The organism is Oryzibacillus soli, from assembly GCF_051594765.1.
Taxonomy (GTDB): domain Bacteria; phylum Bacillota; class Bacilli; order Paenibacillales; family NBRC-103111; genus Paenibacillus_AR.
Window position 1 is genome coordinate 1 of record NZ_JBPPGJ010000011.1, and the last position, 18,569, is coordinate 18,569.

Below are 18,569 nucleotides of genomic sequence, written 5' to 3' on the forward strand. Positions count from 1 at the left end.
CGCCCTGGCTTCCCTGACCTCGGTCTCCAAGCTGCCGTACCATGCTTCCGTCGACGGCATCTCCAACACCTTCTCCATCGTGCCGCAGGCACTGGGCAAGGACGATGCATCCCAGGTACGCAACCTGGTGGCCATCCTGGATGGCTACGCCGTGAAGCAGGGCCATCACCTGAACATCAACGTGTTCAAGCGCGAGACGCTGATGGACGCCATGGAGCATCCGGAGCTGTACCCGCAGCTGACCATCCGGGTATCCGGCTACGCGGTTAACTTCATCAAGCTGACCCGCGAGCAGCAGATCGACGTCATAAACCGGACGTTCCACAGCTCGCTGTAACCTGTATATCAAATAAAAGGCCCCCACCAAAGGAATCGCCCTAAGCTTCAGAGCTTAACGACCCTTTGGTGGGAGCTGTTTAGGAGGAACCTTCTATGAAAGGCAACGTACACTCCATCGAAACCTTCGGCACTGTGGACGGACCCGGCATCCGGTATGTCGTGTTCACCCAAGGCTGCCTCTTGCGCTGCTTATACTGCCATAACGCGGACACCTGGGAAACAGGCAAGGGCAAGATCATGTCAACGGACGAGATCATGGCCGATTTCGAGAGCTACCTACCCTTCATCGAAGCTTCCGGCGGAGGCATCACTGTCAGCGGCGGCGAGCCGCTGCTCCAGCTGGACTTCCTGATCGACCTGTTCAAGAAATGCAAGGCCCGCGGCATTCATACCACACTCGATACCTCCGGCGGCTGCTACAGCACCGAGGAAAGCTTCCAGCAGAAGCTGGCAGAGCTTCTGCCTTACATCGACCTGGTCCTCCTGGATCTGAAGCATATCGAGGAGAAGGCTCACAAGCGGCTGACCGGGCGCAGCAACGAGAACATCCTAGCCTTTGCCCGCTACCTGTCCGATCACAAGGTACCGGCCTGGATCCGGCACGTCCTGGTGCCGGGCTGGACGGATGCCGAGGAGGATCTCCGCAAGCTCTCCTCCTTCATCCACAGCCTGCAGAACGTCCGCAAGATCGAGGTCCTGCCCTACCACAAGCTTGGCGTCTACAAGTGGCAGAACCTGGGCTACAAATATTTGCTGGAGGATGTGGAATCCCCCTCTGCGGAGGCCGTCGAGATCGCCAAGGCCATCCTGGAGGCCAAGCCGGAGGCCGTAGCTTCGGCAGGCGCCGGGGAATCCCGCTCCGCTTGATATACACCACCATCCCAAAAACCCCGTTCTGGCGCATCTGGCCGGAACGGGGTTTTTCCCTTGCCGAAGGACCTGCGCATGGGCGCCGAAGCGCCCGTCCCTGCAGGTCCTTCTCTATGAATTATTTGCCTTTGGCTGCGGCGGGATTGTTATCCCGGTTGTCATGATCGGTCGTCACCTTAAGCACCGGTGCATAGCCGCTGGCATTGCCTGCGGCATCCAACGCCTGCACGGTGAAGGTGTACGCCGTATCCTTCGAGAGCCCCGTATCCACCTTGAAGCGGGTCACGTTGCCCAACACCGCCACCTCTTGATAAGCGGCGCCCTGGACCAGGTAGACCTTGTAGCCGGATACCCGTGTATTGTCGGCGGCCGGCATCCATGTCAGGGTGACCGAGGTCTTGGTCACCTCCGAAGCGGACAACACGGTTCCGGCCGGCCATACGGGCGCTTCCCGGTCGAAGGGCCCTGCCTTCGCTTTCACGACAGCCGGAACATCGGCCGTCTTATCCAGATGCGGGACGAGGGTCGGCTTCCAGCTCACCGGCGTCAGGCTGGAGCCCGCCGTCAGCCGGACCGGCTGGCCGTTCAGCATGGAGCCCGTATCCGTAAACTGTTTGCCACCGTTCACCTGGAAGAGAGCCGTAGGCGGCGTTCCCGCATCCATGGCGAAGAAATTGTTCTCCGCATAGATCTGAGACTGGTAGCCGACTCCGATGGAGTACAGGTACGGATAGCTGTCATTCTTGTAGGTGCCCTCGTAATAATTGTTGTACAGATGTACTTGGCCGAAGCGCACCCGCGGCGCGCGCTGGGTCACGTTCTCATAGTAGTTATGATGGAACGTGATGCGCTCCTTGCCGGCATCGGCTGTGTAGCTGTCGCTTCCGCCGACCAGCGTGTTTTTGTCATGATCATGGAACCAATTGTACGAGACCGTCACCAGGTCGGAGGCGTTGGTAATGTCGAGCGATCCGTCATGCTGCTGGTACTGCCGCCCGAAGTACACCTTGTTGTAGTCGTCGCGGTTGTCTCCGTCGCTGAAGCTGTTGTGATCGACCCAGACGTGGGTAGAGCCCTTGACCGTCACGCTGTCGAAGGCGGAGTTCCAGTTGCCCGAGCTTCCGTCCGTCGGATCCCATTGCGGGAAGTAGTCGAAGGTATCCTCGAACGCGATGTTGCGGACGATGACGTTGTCCACATTCTGAAGGGTCAGGTTGCCCCCTTTGATCTTGGCGTTGGAGCCCGGAAGGCCAACTAGTGTGGTGTTGGAGCCCACCAGCAGCTTGATTCGGTTGCCTTGATTGGTCTCAGAGGCCGCACGTGCGGTTTCCAGAGGCCCTGCCGGAACATCGGTCCGGCCCCATACCGCAGGATCGTAGGCTTTCAGATAAGCCTGGAAGTCATAGCCCGGATCCTTATAGAAATCCATGCCGACCGGCTGATCCTGATCGTCCACGTTCATATCGATGGTACCCTTCACGTAGATGATCTTCGGCGTAGCGGACGCATTAGCCAGCGCCTTCATCAGCTCGCTGCGCTTGGAAACGGTAAACACCTGGGAGGTCGAGGCATCGGCGCCGCCTCGTATGCCGTTGGGGTAGGAGCCCCATCCGTCGTTGACGTCAAGCACCTCCCGTCCCAGCTCGGTGACGGAGGAGTCCTTGACGGTGACGATCACCGCAGCCTCTCCCTCCGCGAAGCGAAGCTTCAGCACCGAGTTGCCGGCCGGCAATCCGGCCAGGAACTTGCGGCTGATGGTCAGGACATGGCCTTGAACGGCATAATCTGAAGCCGCCAGGTCCTTACCGGCATAGGCAACGGCCTCCGGCCCTTTGGCACTGCCGCTCCATACAGCGTGGAGATCCGCTTGGGCCGACGGATTCTTATCGAAGGCAGTGGTCATCGTGGTGACCGAAGGCGCAGACGCATGCCGCGGCATGGCAACGGCAGCCGACGGATCCCATTTGTAATCGAAGACCTGGGCCACGGTAATACTGGCTTCCGGTCCGGTCAGCTGGGTGGAGATCTGCCGGGCGGACGGGTTGGCTCCCGGGCCGTAGCTGTTGTATTCAGAGAAATAGCTGATTTTGCAGGTGCCTGCGCAGCCGGCGATCCAACCGGCATTCAGGAAGTTTTGGGAATCGATCAGGGTATTGATGAAGCTGACCCGGGCGTAGTCCTTCCAGGGCCGGCCCAGATCGTAGACGCCCTTGGCGGTCGGTCCGTCCACTACTTGGGAGTTCAGGAAGACGTACCCCTTGTCGGTGACGTTGGCCTGTGCGCCTGCCGTTACGTGTCCGCCGGCCGTCGCGTTGGCCGGAACATTGCTTGCCAGCACCATCTTGACGTTGTCCAGCACCACGGCGTTCGCTTCCCCGAAGATAAAGTCCACATCGCCCTGGATCACGCTGTTGCGGATATACTGGCGAGCCTGCTTCTTGGCATTCAGGCCGTTATAGAGCGTATCCTGATAGCCGACCAGCTTCACGGTATCCAGAACCGCCATATCACTCTTCAGCGACAGAGCCACCGCCTGCGCGACTTCGTTCCGGGGGCCGGAGCTGTTCTCGATGGTCAGGTTCGACGCGGTAAAATAATCGCCCGTCACCTCCACGGTCTGGCTCAGGAAGGTATTGCCCGTGTGTCCGGGCTTGCCTGTAGTGGCCGAAGTCCCTGCGTAATCGCCGTAGACGATGACGGTGGAGTCGATGCCGGCTCCTACCAGGCTCACGTACGGGCTGGGAACCTTCAGCTTCTCGGTGTATACGCCAGGCGCGATGGAGATGACGATCCGTTGGGCATTAGCGGCCGGAACCTGATCCACCGCCTGCTGGATCGTATGGAACACCTTGACCCCGTCAGCCGGAGCCTTCGGGTCGACGGTCAGCACCTTGGCCGGCATGGCTGCGGCTTCTTCGGCCTCGGGACCTTCCCCGGCGGCATTGACGGCCGTCACCGTATAGGTGTAGGCGATTCCGTTGACGACCTGGAGGTCCGTATAGGACGTTTCCCCTGCCCCTGTGGCCGCCAATTCGGTGAAGCTCACGCTGCCGGTTCCGGCGGCCCGCTTCACCTTATAGGACGCAGCGCCCGGCACGGCGGTCCAGGTGAGGGTGACGCTGCCTTCGTCCGCCTTGGCTGCAAGACCGGCCGGCCGGGCCGGAGCGCCGCTGACCGGTGCAAACGGCTTGGCCTTCAGCTGGTTGGAGATCATGCTCTCTTGGGCGCCGCTCACAGCGGACACCACGTAATAGTACACCTTGCCGTTCTCGGCAGACGTATCTGTGAAGCTTGCCCCCTTCGCAGTTCCGACGGCGGTATAAGGGCCGCCGCTGGACGCTGTGCGCTTCACCTGGTACCCGCTCGCCCCCGGCACGGCGGTCCATGCCAGCTCCACCCGGTTCGAGCCCGATGCGGCGGAGACCAGAGCCGGCGCAGCCAACGGTGCAGCCGGTACGGCCTGCGAGAGCAGCTTCGGCTGGCCCAAGCCGCCAACGTTGCCGGCCGTCAGCCGATAATAATAGCTCACGCCGGCAGTCAGATTGGCATCCAGATAAGAGGTGCCGGTAATCTTAGGCTTGCCGTTCTGGAGCAGGGAGTAGAAGGGCCCGTCAGGCGTCGTGCTCCGCTCCAGGGTATAGAAGGTCGCCCCCGGCACCGCATCCCATACCACTGTCAGCTGACCGTCGCGGACGATGCTCCGGAGGCCGGTGATCTCGGCAGAAGGAGCCGGAATGTCGTTCGGGTAAGCCTGCGCCGCGTTGGAGAGCTCGCTCTCCCCGTTCATATTCACTGCGCTGACCTGGTAATAATAATACTTGTTGTTCTCGAGTCCGGCGGTGTCCGAATACGCGTTGGCGGATACGCCCTCGGCGATCTGCACATACGGTCCTTCCGCAGCCGCACTGCGGTACACCTTGTAGGAATCGGCACCGCTGGCTGCATTCCAGACCAGCTCCACCCGCTTGTTGGCGCCTTCACCGGCCAGATTCTGGGGCGTGGCCACCTCCTGGCGCTTCACCAGGATGTCATCCACATAGGCGCTGCCGGTGGAAGAGCCGGCCATCCGGAAGTTGACGGAAGCCAGATCCGTCACCGGCGTCGAGAACTTCACGTTGCCGTAGTAGGCCCCGTTCACGTAGAGATCCGCCGTATTGGCCTTCACGTCCGCCACGTACTTGACGGTGAACCAGGTGTTCGTCGTTACCGGCACGGGCGAGGCGTTCACATTGAAGGAGAGCGCCAGCTTCTTACTGCTGTCCAAGAGCTCCAGGACGTACGAGTCCCCGACCTTCACCGGCTGCATGAAGCGAAGCTCGGCGGTCACTCCCTTGCCGCTGTCGGCCGTAACCGGAGCGAAGGCTTTATTGAAGCCTCCCCTGCTGGGGCCGTCGTTGATCCAGAGTACGTTGGTGTCGTTGCCCGCCACCTTGGCGGAGGTGTTGCCGTAGCTGTTCTTCAGATTGTCATTCTGGATGACGGTCGTATTGTTCGTTGCGCTGAAGCCGCTGATGACGCCGCTGCTGAACGGCGCGGTATAGCCCTCCGGCGCAGCCCCCAGCGCGCTGCTCTCAAAATGATCCTCAAAGAGCACGGTAACGGCAGCCGCCGCATCCGCAGCCTGCGCCGGCGCTTGACCCGCCAGCGGGACGTAGGCTGTAAGAAGCAGCAGGCACAGGAATGTGCGTAACCCTTTTTTCATGCAGCTGAACCCTCCTATGGGAATGATTACGTTCATAAGCCCGCCCGGACAGGCGGCCTTATGTTAGCCATTATGGAGCCCGCCTGACCCCGCCGCCATAATCATCTCTTTGGAACCCATATGACATGACAAGTCCTGCCGCCGTCAAAAAAAACCGGCCCCGCAAGGCGCAGGAGCCGGATTCGAGCTAAGGATTATGGGCGGTATCAGCAGGCTTCCCTTCTATCGTATGGTCCTCGGCATAAGCTTGATTGATCTCCTGGATAATCCGGTCCCCTCCAACGGCCCGCCAACGGGCCAGCTCCCGGTCGAAGCCTCTGCCGTCCAGAACACCCAGCATGTAGTTGTAGGTGGCATCGGTGATGATGGAACGCAGCTCGTCGCCCTTCTCCGCTTGGGTGGCAGAGATCAACCCCGCCGCAGGATCGGCAACGGCGATGGTCTGGTTATCCTCGATCATGGTGTTGATCTTCCTCTGGAGACTGTTGACGCTGCCTTGGGACAAGTAGCGGATGTTGAAGGTGCGGAGAGCCGTATTGTAATCCTGGACCTCCCGTTCCCGCAGCTCCTTGGTCTCCGGCTTCACCTTGGCCGCATTGCCCTCCGCCTTCACGTAGTGGCGTCCTTCCAGGCCATAGGTGATCAGATTGTTCACATCCTCCTCCAGCAGCTGATCGAAGAAACGGAGCACCCTCTTGAGCTCCTCCTCCGTCTTCACCGCTGACTTGGGGAACAGGTAAAGTCCGCCCAAGCCGGTTCCTCCCCAGACATGCTCCCCGTTCGGGCCCTTGATGCGGTTCAGAATATCCACCTCGGCTTCAGGATTCCCCTTCCTCAGCTTATCGTTGGCATTGGAGGCCAGCAGGTTCGTGATCATCATCCCCGCCTCCCCGGCGGCGAACCGTTCCTCCTGCTGCACCTTGCTCGTGATCGTGAAGTCCGGATTCATCAGCTTCTCGTCGTAGAGCTTCTTCATGAAATCCATGGCGCTCCGGTAGGCCGGCGTCATAAAGTCAGGGGTCAGCCGCCCCTCCGACCAGCCCCAGTTGTTGGGAGCCCCCATATAAGCGGCTATATTCTTGAAGGCGCCGTACACCAGGTCGTTCCGGTCCACCAGCCCGTAGGTGTCCTGCTTCCCGTTGCCGTCCGGGTCCCCGTAGGTGAACGCCTTCAGCACCTCATACAGGTCATCGACCGTACGGGGCTCGGCGAGCTTCAGCCTGGCCAGCCAATCCTTGCGGAACTGGATGCCCTGACGGGACATGGGAAGCTCCCAATAGAGACCATAGTAGCGTCCGAAGTAAGCGCCGTTATCCATAATCGTCTTGTTCATCCGCTTGGACAGGTTCGGATAGCTCTCCAGATAAGGGCCGATCTCCCAAAACAAGCCCGACCGGATGCCGTTCACCACCGTCGGCTTCTTCAGATCCACCGCCTTCACCTGCACGACCTTGGGCAGCGTTCCCGCCGCAAAACCGGACATCAGCTTGTCCGTATAGACGGTGTCGGGCACCCAGCTTAAGGCGAGCCGGGTGTCTGTCATCCGCTCCAGCTCGAGCTGCAGAAGCTCCGAAGGCGTCTCCTTGGTGTAGAGCACCAGCATCATGGAGATGTCCGCAGGCCCTCCCTCCCCGGGGGATGCCTCCGGCTTCACGGGAGCCGTCCCTGTCACCGTTCCCCGGCAGCCCGACAGCAGCAGGCTTCCGAGAGCGAGCACCTGAACGGTCCTTCTAATGTTTGCCGACTGCCATCCGCTCATAAGCATCCTCCCCTTTCTCCGGATGATCTCCGGACCTTTCGGTCGGAAGGTCCGCCTCCGCTGCCGGTTCCGTGCCGGTTCCACCGCTGTTCAGCTCCCGGTACTTGCCGGGAGGCACCCCCTCCTGCTTGCGGAAGGAGCGGATGAAGTTCTGCGGATTGTTGTACCGGAGCCGCTCCGAGATTTCCTTCACCGACATGCCCGTCTCCACCAGCCATTTCTGAGCCATCCGGTGCCGGTGCTGGGCCAGGTAGACGCTGAAGGGGACATCCATGCTTTTGCGGAAGACGGTGCTCAGGTAGCTGGCGTTATAATGGAGCCGCTCCGCGCAGAGCTCGATGGACAGATCCGTCTCGAACTCTTCCTGGATGATCCTCACCAGCTCCCTGGACAAGTGAAGGTGCCTTAGCTCCGTCCGCTCCGAGGCGCCCGCAAGGATCGGACCGACCACCTTCTCCAGCAGCCAGGCTTCCCCCTCTTGGGGAAGGTCCAGCCGGAACAGCCCGTCGAACAGCGCCTGCTGGTCGGCGGGAACCAATGCCTGCACATCCATGCTGCGGGCCAGATTCAGCAGGTTCATGAGCAGGCGGAGGACATGGAGCTGCCGGTCGTGAAGAGCCGGGCTGCTGCTGCAGATCTCGCCGATCATACGCCCGAGCAGCTCCTCCGTGCGCTCGCGCTCCGCCAGCTTCACCGCCTCGAACAGCTCCTTCTCCATCTCCGCCGGGTATGAATACAGCATGGCCCGGCTCTCCCCCAGCTCGTCGTAATCCACGACGGACTTGCCGCCGAGGCGCTTCCGGGAGCCCAGAGCCGCCGCCGCTTCCTCGTAGGCCCGGGGAATGTCTCCAAGTCTTACATAGGTCGGGCTGATCCCCGCATAGACGGGCAGCCCCAGCACGCCCGCTACAGAATCCTGGATCCCCTTGACACGGGCGAACAGCTCCTCCCGGAACTGCACTTCATCATCGTGCTCCGAGATCATGACCGTAATCTGATACCGCCCCATGAGTATGGGAGCCAGCCGGGCTCCCTCCGGCAGCAGCTCCTCCACCATGTTGTGGACGGCGAAGAGCAGCAGGTCATGATCCTTCGACTCGAACCGGGTCGGCTCCAGATCGATCTCGGCAGCGACGACGGCCAATCTCCGGAATCCGGTCTTCAGGTCGAACCGGTCCAGGCCGGCGGCGATTTCCTCCTCCTTCAGCCCGCCCAGAACCAGCTTGAGCATGAAGAAGGTTTTCAGCTGCTCCATCTGTCCCTGGAGGCGGTCCTTCAGCTCCAGCTGGGTCCGGGACATGGTATGCATATGCTCTCCGATGACCCGAAGCTCGTCCACCCGCCTGCCCTGCTCTGACCCCGTCTTGCCCCCGGTCACCTCCCTGTAGAGCGCGACGATCGGCCGGTACATGCGCCTCGACAGCACCAGCGACAAGAGGATGAAGAACATCAGCAGCATGAGGCAGATCCAGAAGGTGAACCAGCCGATGCCCCTGCTTTGCTTGGTCAGCTGAGCGATGGGAGCCGCTGAGACATACGTCCACCCCGTATAATCCGACACCCGGTACATCAGAGCGGCCGGCTGTCCGTCCAGGGTAAGCTCCATCTGCCCCTCTGCGGAAGCCTCCGTAAGGGCTAGCAAGAGAGGCTCCGGATGGCGTACGGGCAAGCCCTCGCTCCAGACCGGATTCCGGTGCTCATCCAGGATGAGGAACGACTCCTTCGCCGAGTCCAGAGAGATCTGATCGCTGAACGTGCAGGCCGGAATCGTCAGAACCGCCAAGCCGGTAGGAGTGAAGGCGGTCAGCGGGAGCTTCTTCACCAGCCGTAGCTGCTGGCTGCAATCGTTTGCAGAAGGGGCGGTGCCGTCCTTCGGAGCAGAAGCTTTTTCCCTGTCGGACTCCACGGTCCAGAACGATGCTGCCGTCGCTTCCATCAAGGCCTGGTAGTTCATGCCCTTCACCTGGTCCAGGCGGTAGATGCCGTTGTTGTTCATCAGCCAATTGCCGGTGCGGCTTAAGAGCGTGATGTCGCTGATCCCCGAGTCCAGCCGCTGCAGGAAGCCAAGCTCCGTTTTCAGCTGGTTCACCAGGGCGAACTGCCGCGGGTTCAAGGGCTCCCCCAGAGCGGTCTGCACCATATACGAGCTCAGGAAGTGGGTGGCCGACTGGTCCACCGTCTTCAGCAGCTGCTCCACGTTGGTTTCCATCTGGGCCAGATTCAGCCGCTTCTGCGCATTCGCATTGCTCTGGACCACCTTGGAGGCATGTCCATACGATAGAATCCCGAGCAGGACGACGGGCAGGGATGTTATGATGAAGCAGAAGACCACCAATTTCACGTAATACGAGCCGGAACGGCTTCTCAAGAGCCTTCCCTCCGATCATGCTGTGCCTTACCTTTCTTATTCTACTATAAAAATATATAATTGCGGCACATAAATAGCGGAATATCCGGTTGGAAAAGCTATATCCTTGACTATCATCTCTCCGGTATACGAAGACAAGACGGCCGCAGCGAGGAGGACCCGCCGTGTTCAAACGCAACAAAACCGCCGGACGCCCCGACCCGTCCGAGCGTCTGGAGCCGGGGCCCGAGCCCCGGGCCCACATCCCCCTTCCCGCCGATCTGTTCGTGGATCACGATGCGGCGGTGGCGGGCCAAGCCCAGCTGAAGCATTGGCTGGACGAAGCCTACGAGGAATTCGAGAAACGTGGAGGACCCCAATCCCTTCCCGGGTATGGCAAGCCTCTCGTGATCCCCACCGGTGATGTGATGAACACCATCCTGAAGAACGCCGGTATCCCCCACCCGTGGGTGCTGCTGCGGCAGACCATCCTGGAAGCGATGGAGGACACGGTCCGCCTCATGGACCGGAAGCCGGACGATGCAGAGATTGACCGGCAGCTCGCCGACATCAACCGCAGAATCGTGCAGATGAACGTCGAAGCCCCCAGCCTGACCCTCCACCGCCGCAAGGTCACCCGCGACACCATCCGGGAACAGATCGAGAAGTGGAGATAGGACGGGGGAACTATTGTTTTTTTTTCAAACAAATCCTATTAATCTACTCATTGACTCTATTTTCCAATATAATATTCAGGCAACGATATATATTGGAGGAGCTGTTTGTTATGGGCATATCATTACGCCGCATGTTGAACTGCATGACGATAGGAGCGCTGGTCATCTCGACGCTTCTCGCACCTGCGGCAATCGGAGCCGCACCACATTCTTATCAAGACCTTCATTACTCGTATGCCCAGAAAGAAATTATGGAGCTAAGCGATTTAGGGCTCTTATCCGGTTATCCCGACGGCACTTTCCGACCGGATCAGGACATGACCCGGTCCGAGTTAGCCAAAATCATCTCGCTTTCCGCAGGGCTGACGGCAGCCCCGGAGAAAGCCGGAATTTTTACCGACGTACCATCGGACAGCTGGTTTGCCGGTTATGTCGGGGCGCTTGTCGCTTCAGGCGTTACCCAGGGAACGTCTTCAACAACGTTTTCCCCTGAAGACAAGGTAACGCGGCAGGAGCTGGTCGTCTTCTTCATCCGCGCTCTCGGACTGGGCAATATCTCCAAAACAGTCCCGCTCACGGACAAGCTGTCCGACCTTACGAAAGCGGCGGATTGGGCACAGCCTGCCGTGTCACTGGCCTGCCGTATCGGTCTGGTGAACGGAATTCAAGGGGCCGACGGAACGGTTTCCTTCAACCCTCATGGCTATGCCGACCGCCAAGCCATGGCCAAGCTTGCCTATGAAGTCAAGCTCCACGCTTCTTCTTACAAAACGAAAGCCGAAGCTCTGGAGAAGGAACAGTCCGGAGGGGTACCCCACAGCTTGGACATCATCGCGGTCAAAGCGACCGACAATACGACGATTGAGGTAACCTTTGGCTCGGAGTTGACCGACGTACGCTTGTCGGACTTTGCTTTTGACCACAATTTGACGGTTGCCTCGGCTGCCTTGAAGTCGGGAAGCAAAACCGTCGTCGTCCTTAAGACAAGCTCCCAGGTGGCAGGCAGCGAGTACACCCTTACCTTCAGGGGAAGCGCGTCCAAGCTGAAGACTGTGGGAGTCGGCGCATTTGGGGGCGGCGGCGGTGGCGGCGGCTTTGGTGGTGGCGGCGGTGGCGGGATCGGAGCCGGCAGTACGGTTGCCGACAAGCTGGCAAGCGGACGTGCACAGGACACGATTACCGTCACGGCCTCCGGCATCTATGGCCCTGCCAGCGGTACCCCGACTACAGTGAAGAAGCTCACCCTTGACCCGGGCTCCAGCGGTGAAGTGACCCTGCGCAACGTGAATCCGGAGGTTCTTGAGGTACTGTCGGGCGATGTGAACTCCATCAAGCTGGAGAACGCCGTGATCAAGCAGCTCAAGGTCAATGCCGTGAACAACGGCGGAAGAGATCTGCGCATTGAAGTGAAGGGTACCACCACTGTGGAAGAAACACAGGTGCAATCCCAGGCCATCTTGGAGGGTTCCTCCCCCCAAGCAACCTTGGGAAGCATTCGATTGCTGGAGGGCACCGCAGGCAAGAAGATCACGTTGAAGGGCCGCATTGATTCCCCTGTCAACGTACTGGCTGCCGGAGCACTGATCTCGATAGGCACTCCTACGACAGGTAATCCCTTGGTTACTACCGTTCGGAGCATTCAAGCCGGCGCCAATGCAAGTCTGGAAACAGCGGTTGGAACCACCTTGGATGAGATGGCGATAACCTCGCCGAATACAGCCTTGTCGATTACGGGGCCAGGTGTGGTCCAAGCCTTGAAGGTTCCGGGCAGCAGCACCGGTACTCGGATTACGCTGGGAGCTTCCGCTGCGGTTCAGCAGCTGCAGGCCGATGCTCAAGTTTCACTGGACGGCAACCCTGCATCCATCGCCGGTGTATATACCACAGGAAGCGGCAGCGTGCTGCTCGATCCTTCGGTTGAGCCTGAGGTCAAGGCTCAAGCGATCCGTAGTGCGAACGAAGGGATCGCAGAGGTATTAAGTCACAACCAATATACTTCCGATTTGGCCGCCAAGACAGAACGGGTGAATCAAATGATTGCCATCGCCTTCCGTCACGGAGCGATTGAGCCGGATCTGCTGCAATACAGCTGGTATACCCAATATAAGGGCTATATCACCGACCTGACCCGAGCCCTTCAAGCGGTTTCCATCCAATTTCAAGGTGAGGATACCGCAGAATCCGTCACTCGGAATGTGAACCTGCTCAATCCGACGCTGCCGAATGGCAACACTGTTTGGAGCAGCAGTGGAATGGAGCTTGTCGCGTTCAACGGTCAAGTTTATCGCCCGGCAGCAGGTGCGGGTGACGCTAAGATCACCCTGACTGCCACTATATTCACCGGACCAATGTCTGCCAGCAAAACGTTTACTCTTGTCGTTAAGCAGAAGGTCGCCCACCCTGTGGAAGCTTTGACCCTTCGTCCCGACCTTCTACTGGTCGCATTCGATGAAGCCATCGCGAATCCGGCAGTATCCGAATTCGTATTCGACCGAGGCTTGAAGGTCACGGGAGTTACCCATTACCCGCAATTCCAGAACGTTGCCTTATTGAACGTCACCGGCCAGCAGCCGGAAGCGGTCTACCATTTAAGCTACAAGGGTGTAACGACCGAGGTCCAATTCACCGGCAGCAGCAATAACCTCTGCACCAACAATCAGACCTGCGTGCTTCCGGGTGGAAGGCAGATCCCCATTCCGGGCGTTCCGGTACCTGGAGGCATCACAGGGCAGCTCTGGGTCTCGGGAACTTCCGAGCCCGTTCACGACGCCTTGGTCACCCTTTATCAGGGAAGCTCGGCCATCAAGTCGACCCGAACCGATTCCAGCGGATGGTATACCTTCACCGGAATTGAACCCGGTGTGGCCTTTACGCTGAAGGCTTCGAAAGATCTCCATTCGGAGGCTTCCACCCTGTCCGAGGTTACGATCGCTTCCGGTGAAGTGCGTCTATTGGCACCACTATTTATGGAGAGAACCCCCTCTGCGGTCACATCGCTAACTGCAACTTGGTCACCGAACAACGCGGCTTATCTCATGTGGTCCTCGAATACGTATACCGGCGTTACCTATAAGCTGTACCAGGATGGCCAGCTTGTACGTGAAGCCTCTGTTCCGTTCGCCGAGATCCCTAACTTGCGGCCGGAGACGACCTATACGTTCACCGTTATCGCATGTAATGCGGCAGGCTGCTCTGACCCGGCAAGTGTGACCTACACCGCTTCATCGGAGCTCTCTGTACTCTCTGCTGCCCCCTATTCGTCCGTTACCGGCACGGTATACGGAGATTTCACCCGGACTGCAGGCATTAATCGGTTTCTCTGGGCGGATGCTTCCCCCTCCCAGGACAGCGTGCTGGTGAAGCTCGGAGACACCGGTGGCACACCGGGCCAGCAGATGAGAGGAACAATCTCTTACGACCATGTCAAGGTGGAGTCCTTCCCTTCCTATCAGCTTCTGTCTTCAGAGAAGATCAACATCAACGGACAGGACTACCTAAAAATCCAGATTACCGGAGCCCAAGTGCGGCCTTATATTCAGATCAGCGTGACCGGCCTAATGTATACGGTTAATGGGAAGCAGTATATTGTCGCCCCCTTCATGCTTGTGCTCACCAACAACTAAACCAATCATAAGAGAGCATCCTCTAAGGCTTGCGCCGTACGGGGATGCTCTCTTCTTTTCTTTAGCTTCTAAGCCCACATCCTCGTGTACTTTGCACCAATGCGGGCGTAACAGACGATCTCCCCACTCTCCCAACCCTCCCGTTCCCCCGCCGTCCTCGTGCCTGCTCCAGGCGGCACCGGGTTGACCCCGGGCGCGGCTCCCGCTCCGATCAGCGTGCGGTACAGCACCGGGTAATCCGGATGGACCACCACGTCCGTCAGATAGGCGGATACCTGGGAGCCCGGCTTGCGCTTGCGGTTCAGGGACTCGATGATCCGCTCCGCCGGCTTGATGCCCAGCCCGTGCCCGTAGAACAGGTCCGGCTCCAGCCGCAGCACGTTCTCCCCCTGCCACTCGGGGAAGTCCTCCGCCACGTCCGGGTTCTTGAAGTACTGCACGTCCCCCGGCAGAGCCTCCTCCGGCCGCTTGGAATCCACCAGCCGCAGATCCTTGTCGTAATGCCAGTCGTAGAGCAGGATGCCTCCGAACCACAGGTTGAACAGCGCATCCCCCAGCACGTCCAGCATGCCCTTATACAGCACGATGACCATAGCCGTCGCACATTCGAACGCGTAGAGAGACCCCTCCTCGAAAATATTGCGGATCCCCTGTGCAGGCTCCGTCCCCGGCAGCAGCAGGAAGCCTCCTTGCTCCGTGCGGCGCCACAGCTTCTCGTTGCAGCGGCTGTCCCGGTATACGGCGAATTGGACGCCGCTTTCATTTAAGGCCTTCGCCGCTTCTGTCAGCCGAACCCGCGTCTGCAGCTCGAACAGCAGCTCCCCCGCCGACCGGTAAGCATACGTGATGCTGCCGTCCCGCATGGTCCGAAACAGCTCCACTTCCTTCTCTCCCGCCCCAACCGGCGGCGACTGCTGGATCTCCCCGTTCATGACGATCACACCGCCACTTCCTTCCTGTCCGTTGTCCGTCCTCTTCGTCCAAGCCTGCTTCCATTCTATGGGGACCCGCCTGCGGTTATGTCACAAACCCCGGCCCTCCCTCGTCTAAGCTGCAACCAAATAGAAGGAGTGGTCCATCCATGAACAAGAACCAAGAAACGGTCCTTATCGTCGGAGGCGGATACGCCGGCATTCATCTGGCAGACGCTCTGAACCAAGCGGTGGAAAAGAGAGCCTGCCCCTCCCGTATCGTGCTCATCGACGCAGAAGGCCGGCACTTCCGCAAGGTCCGGCTCGTGCAGTCGCCCGTTCGCAGCCAGGAGCTGGCCGTGCCGCTGGCGTCCTACGGCTGGAAGCACGTGGAGCTGCTCCAGGCCCGGCTGGAGGCCGTACGGCCGACGGAGCGGAGCATAACCTGCACCCTGCCGGACGGCACGGAGCAGACACTCGCCTACGACCGCCTGGTGCTGGCGCTGGGCAGCGTGCCGAAGGAAGCAGCTCCCGGGCTCGGCGGACACACGCTGCAGGAGGCTGCGGCCATCCGAACGCGGCTGGAGCAGCTGGAGCTGCAGGCTCGCAGTGCGCAGGCCGAGGAAGCCGACAAGCTGCTGCAGGCCGTGGTGGTCGGCGGCGGCATCAGCGGCATCGAGACCGCAGCGGAGCTGGCCGCCCGGCTGGGCCGGGTACGGGCCGCTCTGGGGCTCGCCGGCACAGGCTCGTGCTGCGTCCACCTGATCCACGCCGGCAGCCGTCTGCTGCCGGAGGCCCCCGCACGGATCAGCCATCGGCTGACGCGGAAGCTCCGCAGACTGGGTGTGGAGACGGTGCTCGGCAGCCGGGCGGAACGTTACGCGGACGGAGCCCTGCAATTGGCGGACGGGCAGCGGATGCCGGCTCCGGTCTGCGTCTGGACCCTGGGCGTGGAGCCGGCCCCTCTCCTCGCAAGACTGGGCTTGCCTCTCCACCGGGACGGCCGCCTGCTGACGGATCCGTGGTACAGGGTGGAAGGGTATGATACGATATATGCCATAGGCGACAACGCACGAATAACCGACCCGTCGACCGGGACGGCAGACGGCATGACCTGCAAGGAGGCCGCCCCCCAAGCTAAGAGATTGGCCGCCGTCCTGCAGGCCCAAGCCGCCGGAGCAGCGCCGGGTACGGCCGGAGGACCAGCCCCCCATGCAGGGATGGCACCCGCCTTCTGCATCGGTCTCGGCGAGGGTGAGGGCTTCGTCTGGATGCGGAAGTGGGGCTTGGACCTGGTGCTGACGGGATCGCTTGGATGGAGGGTGAGAGAATGGACCTGGAACATAGCCAGTCTGTTGAAATAAGCTGGAGGGAGCCGTACCGCCAGTACAGAGGACTGCTCTTCGGCATCGGATACCGGATGACGGGCTCCGTGGCGGACGCGGAGGATCTGGTGCAGGATGTCTTCCTGCAGCTTCGGGATGTGCCGCCCGGCACCATCCGGCACATGAAGGCTTATCTGTGCCGGTCGGTCACCAACCGGGCGCTGGACCTGATGAAGTCCTCCCGCCGCCGCAGGGAGGATTATGTGGGCCCGTGGCTTCCCGAACCGCTGACCGGCAGCTGGGAGGCGGACCCCTGGGAGGAGGTGGCCCGCAAGGAGACGGTGGCCTTCGCCGTGCTTACGCTCCTGGAGAAGCTGAATCCCGTGGAGCGGGCCGTCTTCGTGCTGCGCGAGGCCTTCGGCTTCGAGTATGCGGACATCGCGGCCATTCTGGGCAAGTCCGAAGCCAACTGCCGCAAGCTGCTGAGCCGGGTGAAGCCCAAGCTGGCGCCGATGCTGCAGGAGCCGGAGGCCGCCTCCACAGATGTCCTCGAAGCCGGCAGCCAAGCCGCAGCCCTGACCGAAGCCTTTCTCGACGCCTCCTCAACCGGACGGATGGATGGCTTCGTCCGGCTGCTGGCGGAGGAGGCCGTCCTCTACTCCGACGGCGGCGGCAAGGTCCGCGCCGCCATCCGGCCGATCTTCGGCAGCAGCCGGATCCTGGCATTCCTGGCCGGTCTGCAGCGCAAAGCCGAGGAGTCGGGGCAGACCATCACCCTCCGCCCCGTCCGGTTCAACGCGCAGATCGGCCTTGAGCTTCGGACCGGACCCTTTCTTACGGGTCTCTTGGCCTTCGGATTTCGGGACGGACATATTACGGAGCTGTTCCTTCAGCGCAATCCCGATAAGATGGCTTCGTATCCCGACAGCCCTGAAGCTTCACCATTCCATACCGGAGGTCGGCAAGCATGACGGCAGCATCTTCCCCATCCCCTGCAAGCCATCCCTCGATCTGCCCCCTGTGCGGCGGCGACAATGCCTGTGCCGCTCAGGCGGGACTGGATCCGCGAAGCTGCTGGTGCATGAAGGCCGGGTTTCCTCCCGGCCTGCTGGAGCGCGTTCCGCCGGAGCTCCGCCGGCAAGCCTGCATCTGCCGCAGCTGTCTGGAGCGTTACCGAGAGGAGCATCCGGAGGAGCGCTGATTCTCGGAGCTGCGGCTCCAGACCCAGGCCGAAACCCTTCCCTCCCCAAGCCATTGGCAGGAGGGGGGCTTCGGCTTTTTCGGCGTTGTGCCGAATTTGTCGCAAATCCGCCTCTTTTCCCGCATTAACGGCGGTATAAAATGGGAGGGATGGCGGTCTATATGCCGCCGCAAGATCGGAGGTATGCACGATGAAACGAATGCTTACGGTCCTGGGGATCCTGTCGGGACTCTTCTACCTGGCCGCGGTCGTCACCGGCGACCTTCTTCGGGACGATTACAATGCCCTGGCCAACAGCATCAGCGAGCTGACCTTGACCGGCGCCGATTACAAGGAATGGATGGACCTGCTCTTCACCCTATACAACCTGAGCTTGCTGGGCTTCGGCCTGGGCCTGGCCCGCTCCGGACCCATAGAGCTCAGCTGGACGCGGCTTGGCGGCTGGGTGCTGACGGCAACCGCTTTTTTCGGGCTGCTGATGTACTTCTTCCCCCAGGATCCCCGCCATACGGAGGCCACCTTGGCCGGAACCGTCCACCTGATTCTCGCCGGGATCCTCTCCCCGCTCACCATCCTGGCCGTGCTGTTCCTGGGCTTGGGAGTTCGGCGTCCCCGGGCGATGCGCTTCTATTCCTACGGGTCCTGCCTGTTCATTCTCCTGACGGGGGGCTATACGGCGCTGCACATCGACAGCCCCTATATGGGTCTGTATGAGCGCTTCACCATCCTCGGCTTCATCCTCTGGCTCATCGTCTATTCGGGAAGCCGGCTTGGGCAGCTCCGTTCCTAGGTGATAGGCTTGCGGTCCGCAGCGA

General features: G+C 60.6%; 12 protein-coding genes and 2 pseudogenes. 8 read left to right on the plus strand and 6 right to left on the minus strand.

Annotated features, from left to right (window positions below; genetic code table 11):
• The coding region (locus ACSEXW_RS15925) for a glycine radical domain-containing protein (RefSeq protein ID WP_438447160.1) at positions 1-337 on the plus strand (337 nt) is incomplete at its 5' end.
• Positions 338-432: 95 nt separating this feature from the next.
• Complete coding sequence (gene pflA, locus ACSEXW_RS15930) at positions 433-1,206, plus strand: pyruvate formate-lyase-activating protein (RefSeq protein WP_438447161.1); 774 nt, start codon at positions 433-435, stop codon at positions 1,204-1,206.
• A 121-nt stretch (positions 1,207-1,327) separates the two neighbouring features.
• Here the strand turns inward: pflA and ACSEXW_RS15935 are convergent, their stop codons facing one another.
• From ACSEXW_RS15935 to ACSEXW_RS15955, 5 genes and pseudogenes are all read right to left on the minus strand, one after another.
• Positions 1,328-1,690 (minus strand): fibronectin type III domain-containing protein, encoded by a 363-nt coding sequence (locus tag ACSEXW_RS15935; protein WP_438447334.1) that lies wholly within the window; start codon positions 1,688-1,690, stop codon positions 1,328-1,330.
• A pseudogene (locus ACSEXW_RS15940) lies at positions 1,673-3,148 on the minus strand (pectate lyase family protein); the annotation flags it as partial. The gene ACSEXW_RS15935 and the pseudogene ACSEXW_RS15940, both read right to left, overlap by 18 nt.
• A 102-nt stretch (positions 3,149-3,250) precedes the next feature.
• Positions 3,251-5,947: pseudogene (locus tag ACSEXW_RS15945) on the minus strand (pectinesterase family protein); the annotation flags it as partial.
• Between the two features lie 151 nt (positions 5,948-6,098).
• The gene (locus ACSEXW_RS15950) at positions 6,099-7,670 is read right to left on the minus strand and encodes an extracellular solute-binding protein (RefSeq protein ID WP_438447162.1); all 1,572 of its coding nucleotides are present in this window, start codon (positions 7,668-7,670) and stop codon (positions 6,099-6,101) included.
• Complete coding sequence (locus tag ACSEXW_RS15955) at positions 7,642-10,038, minus strand: helix-turn-helix domain-containing protein (protein WP_438447163.1); 2,397 nt, start codon at positions 10,036-10,038, stop codon at positions 7,642-7,644. Before ACSEXW_RS15955 ends, ACSEXW_RS15950 begins: the two co-directional genes overlap by 29 nt.
• A 164-nt stretch (positions 10,039-10,202) precedes the next feature.
• Here ACSEXW_RS15955 and ACSEXW_RS15960 point away from each other — a divergent pair, with 164 nt between their 5' ends.
• Positions 10,203-10,694, plus strand: coding sequence for a DnaJ family domain-containing protein (locus tag ACSEXW_RS15960; protein ID WP_438447164.1), 492 nt, complete (start codon positions 10,203-10,205; stop codon positions 10,692-10,694).
• Positions 10,695-10,804: 110 nt separating this feature from the next.
• Positions 10,805-14,317 carry an S-layer homology domain-containing protein gene (locus ACSEXW_RS15965; RefSeq protein ID WP_438447165.1) on the plus strand — a complete coding sequence of 1,171 codons (3,513 nt, stop codon included), beginning with the start codon at positions 10,805-10,807 and terminating at the stop codon, positions 14,315-14,317.
• A 68-nt stretch (positions 14,318-14,385) separates the two neighbouring features.
• On the opposite strand, the gene tgl is transcribed toward ACSEXW_RS15965, so the two are convergent.
• Positions 14,386-15,249, minus strand: a complete 864-nt coding sequence (tgl, locus tag ACSEXW_RS15970) for a spore coat transglutaminase TGL (protein ID WP_438447335.1) — start codon at positions 15,247-15,249, stop codon at positions 14,386-14,388.
• A 149-nt stretch (positions 15,250-15,398) separates the two neighbouring features.
• Here tgl and ACSEXW_RS15975 point away from each other — a divergent pair, with 149 nt between their 5' ends.
• From ACSEXW_RS15975 to ACSEXW_RS15990, 4 genes are all read left to right on the plus strand, one after another.
• Positions 15,399-16,592 (plus strand): NAD(P)/FAD-dependent oxidoreductase, encoded by a 1,194-nt coding sequence (locus ACSEXW_RS15975; RefSeq protein WP_438447166.1) that lies wholly within the window; start codon positions 15,399-15,401, stop codon positions 16,590-16,592.
• The gene (gene sigJ, locus ACSEXW_RS15980) at positions 16,559-17,524 is read left to right on the plus strand and encodes an RNA polymerase sigma factor SigJ (protein ID WP_438447167.1); all 966 of its coding nucleotides are present in this window, start codon (positions 16,559-16,561) and stop codon (positions 17,522-17,524) included. Before ACSEXW_RS15975 ends, sigJ begins: the two co-directional genes overlap by 34 nt.
• A complete protein-coding gene (locus ACSEXW_RS15985; RefSeq protein ID WP_438447168.1) occupies positions 17,521-17,754 on the plus strand; it encodes a cysteine-rich CWC family protein in 234 nt (77 codons plus the stop codon). Before sigJ ends, ACSEXW_RS15985 begins: the two co-directional genes overlap by 4 nt.
• Positions 17,755-17,944: 190 nt before the next feature.
• Entirely contained in the window at positions 17,945-18,544 is a 600-nt protein-coding gene (locus tag ACSEXW_RS15990) for a DUF998 domain-containing protein (protein WP_438447169.1), read from the plus strand.
• Positions 18,545-18,569: the final 25 nt, after the last annotated feature.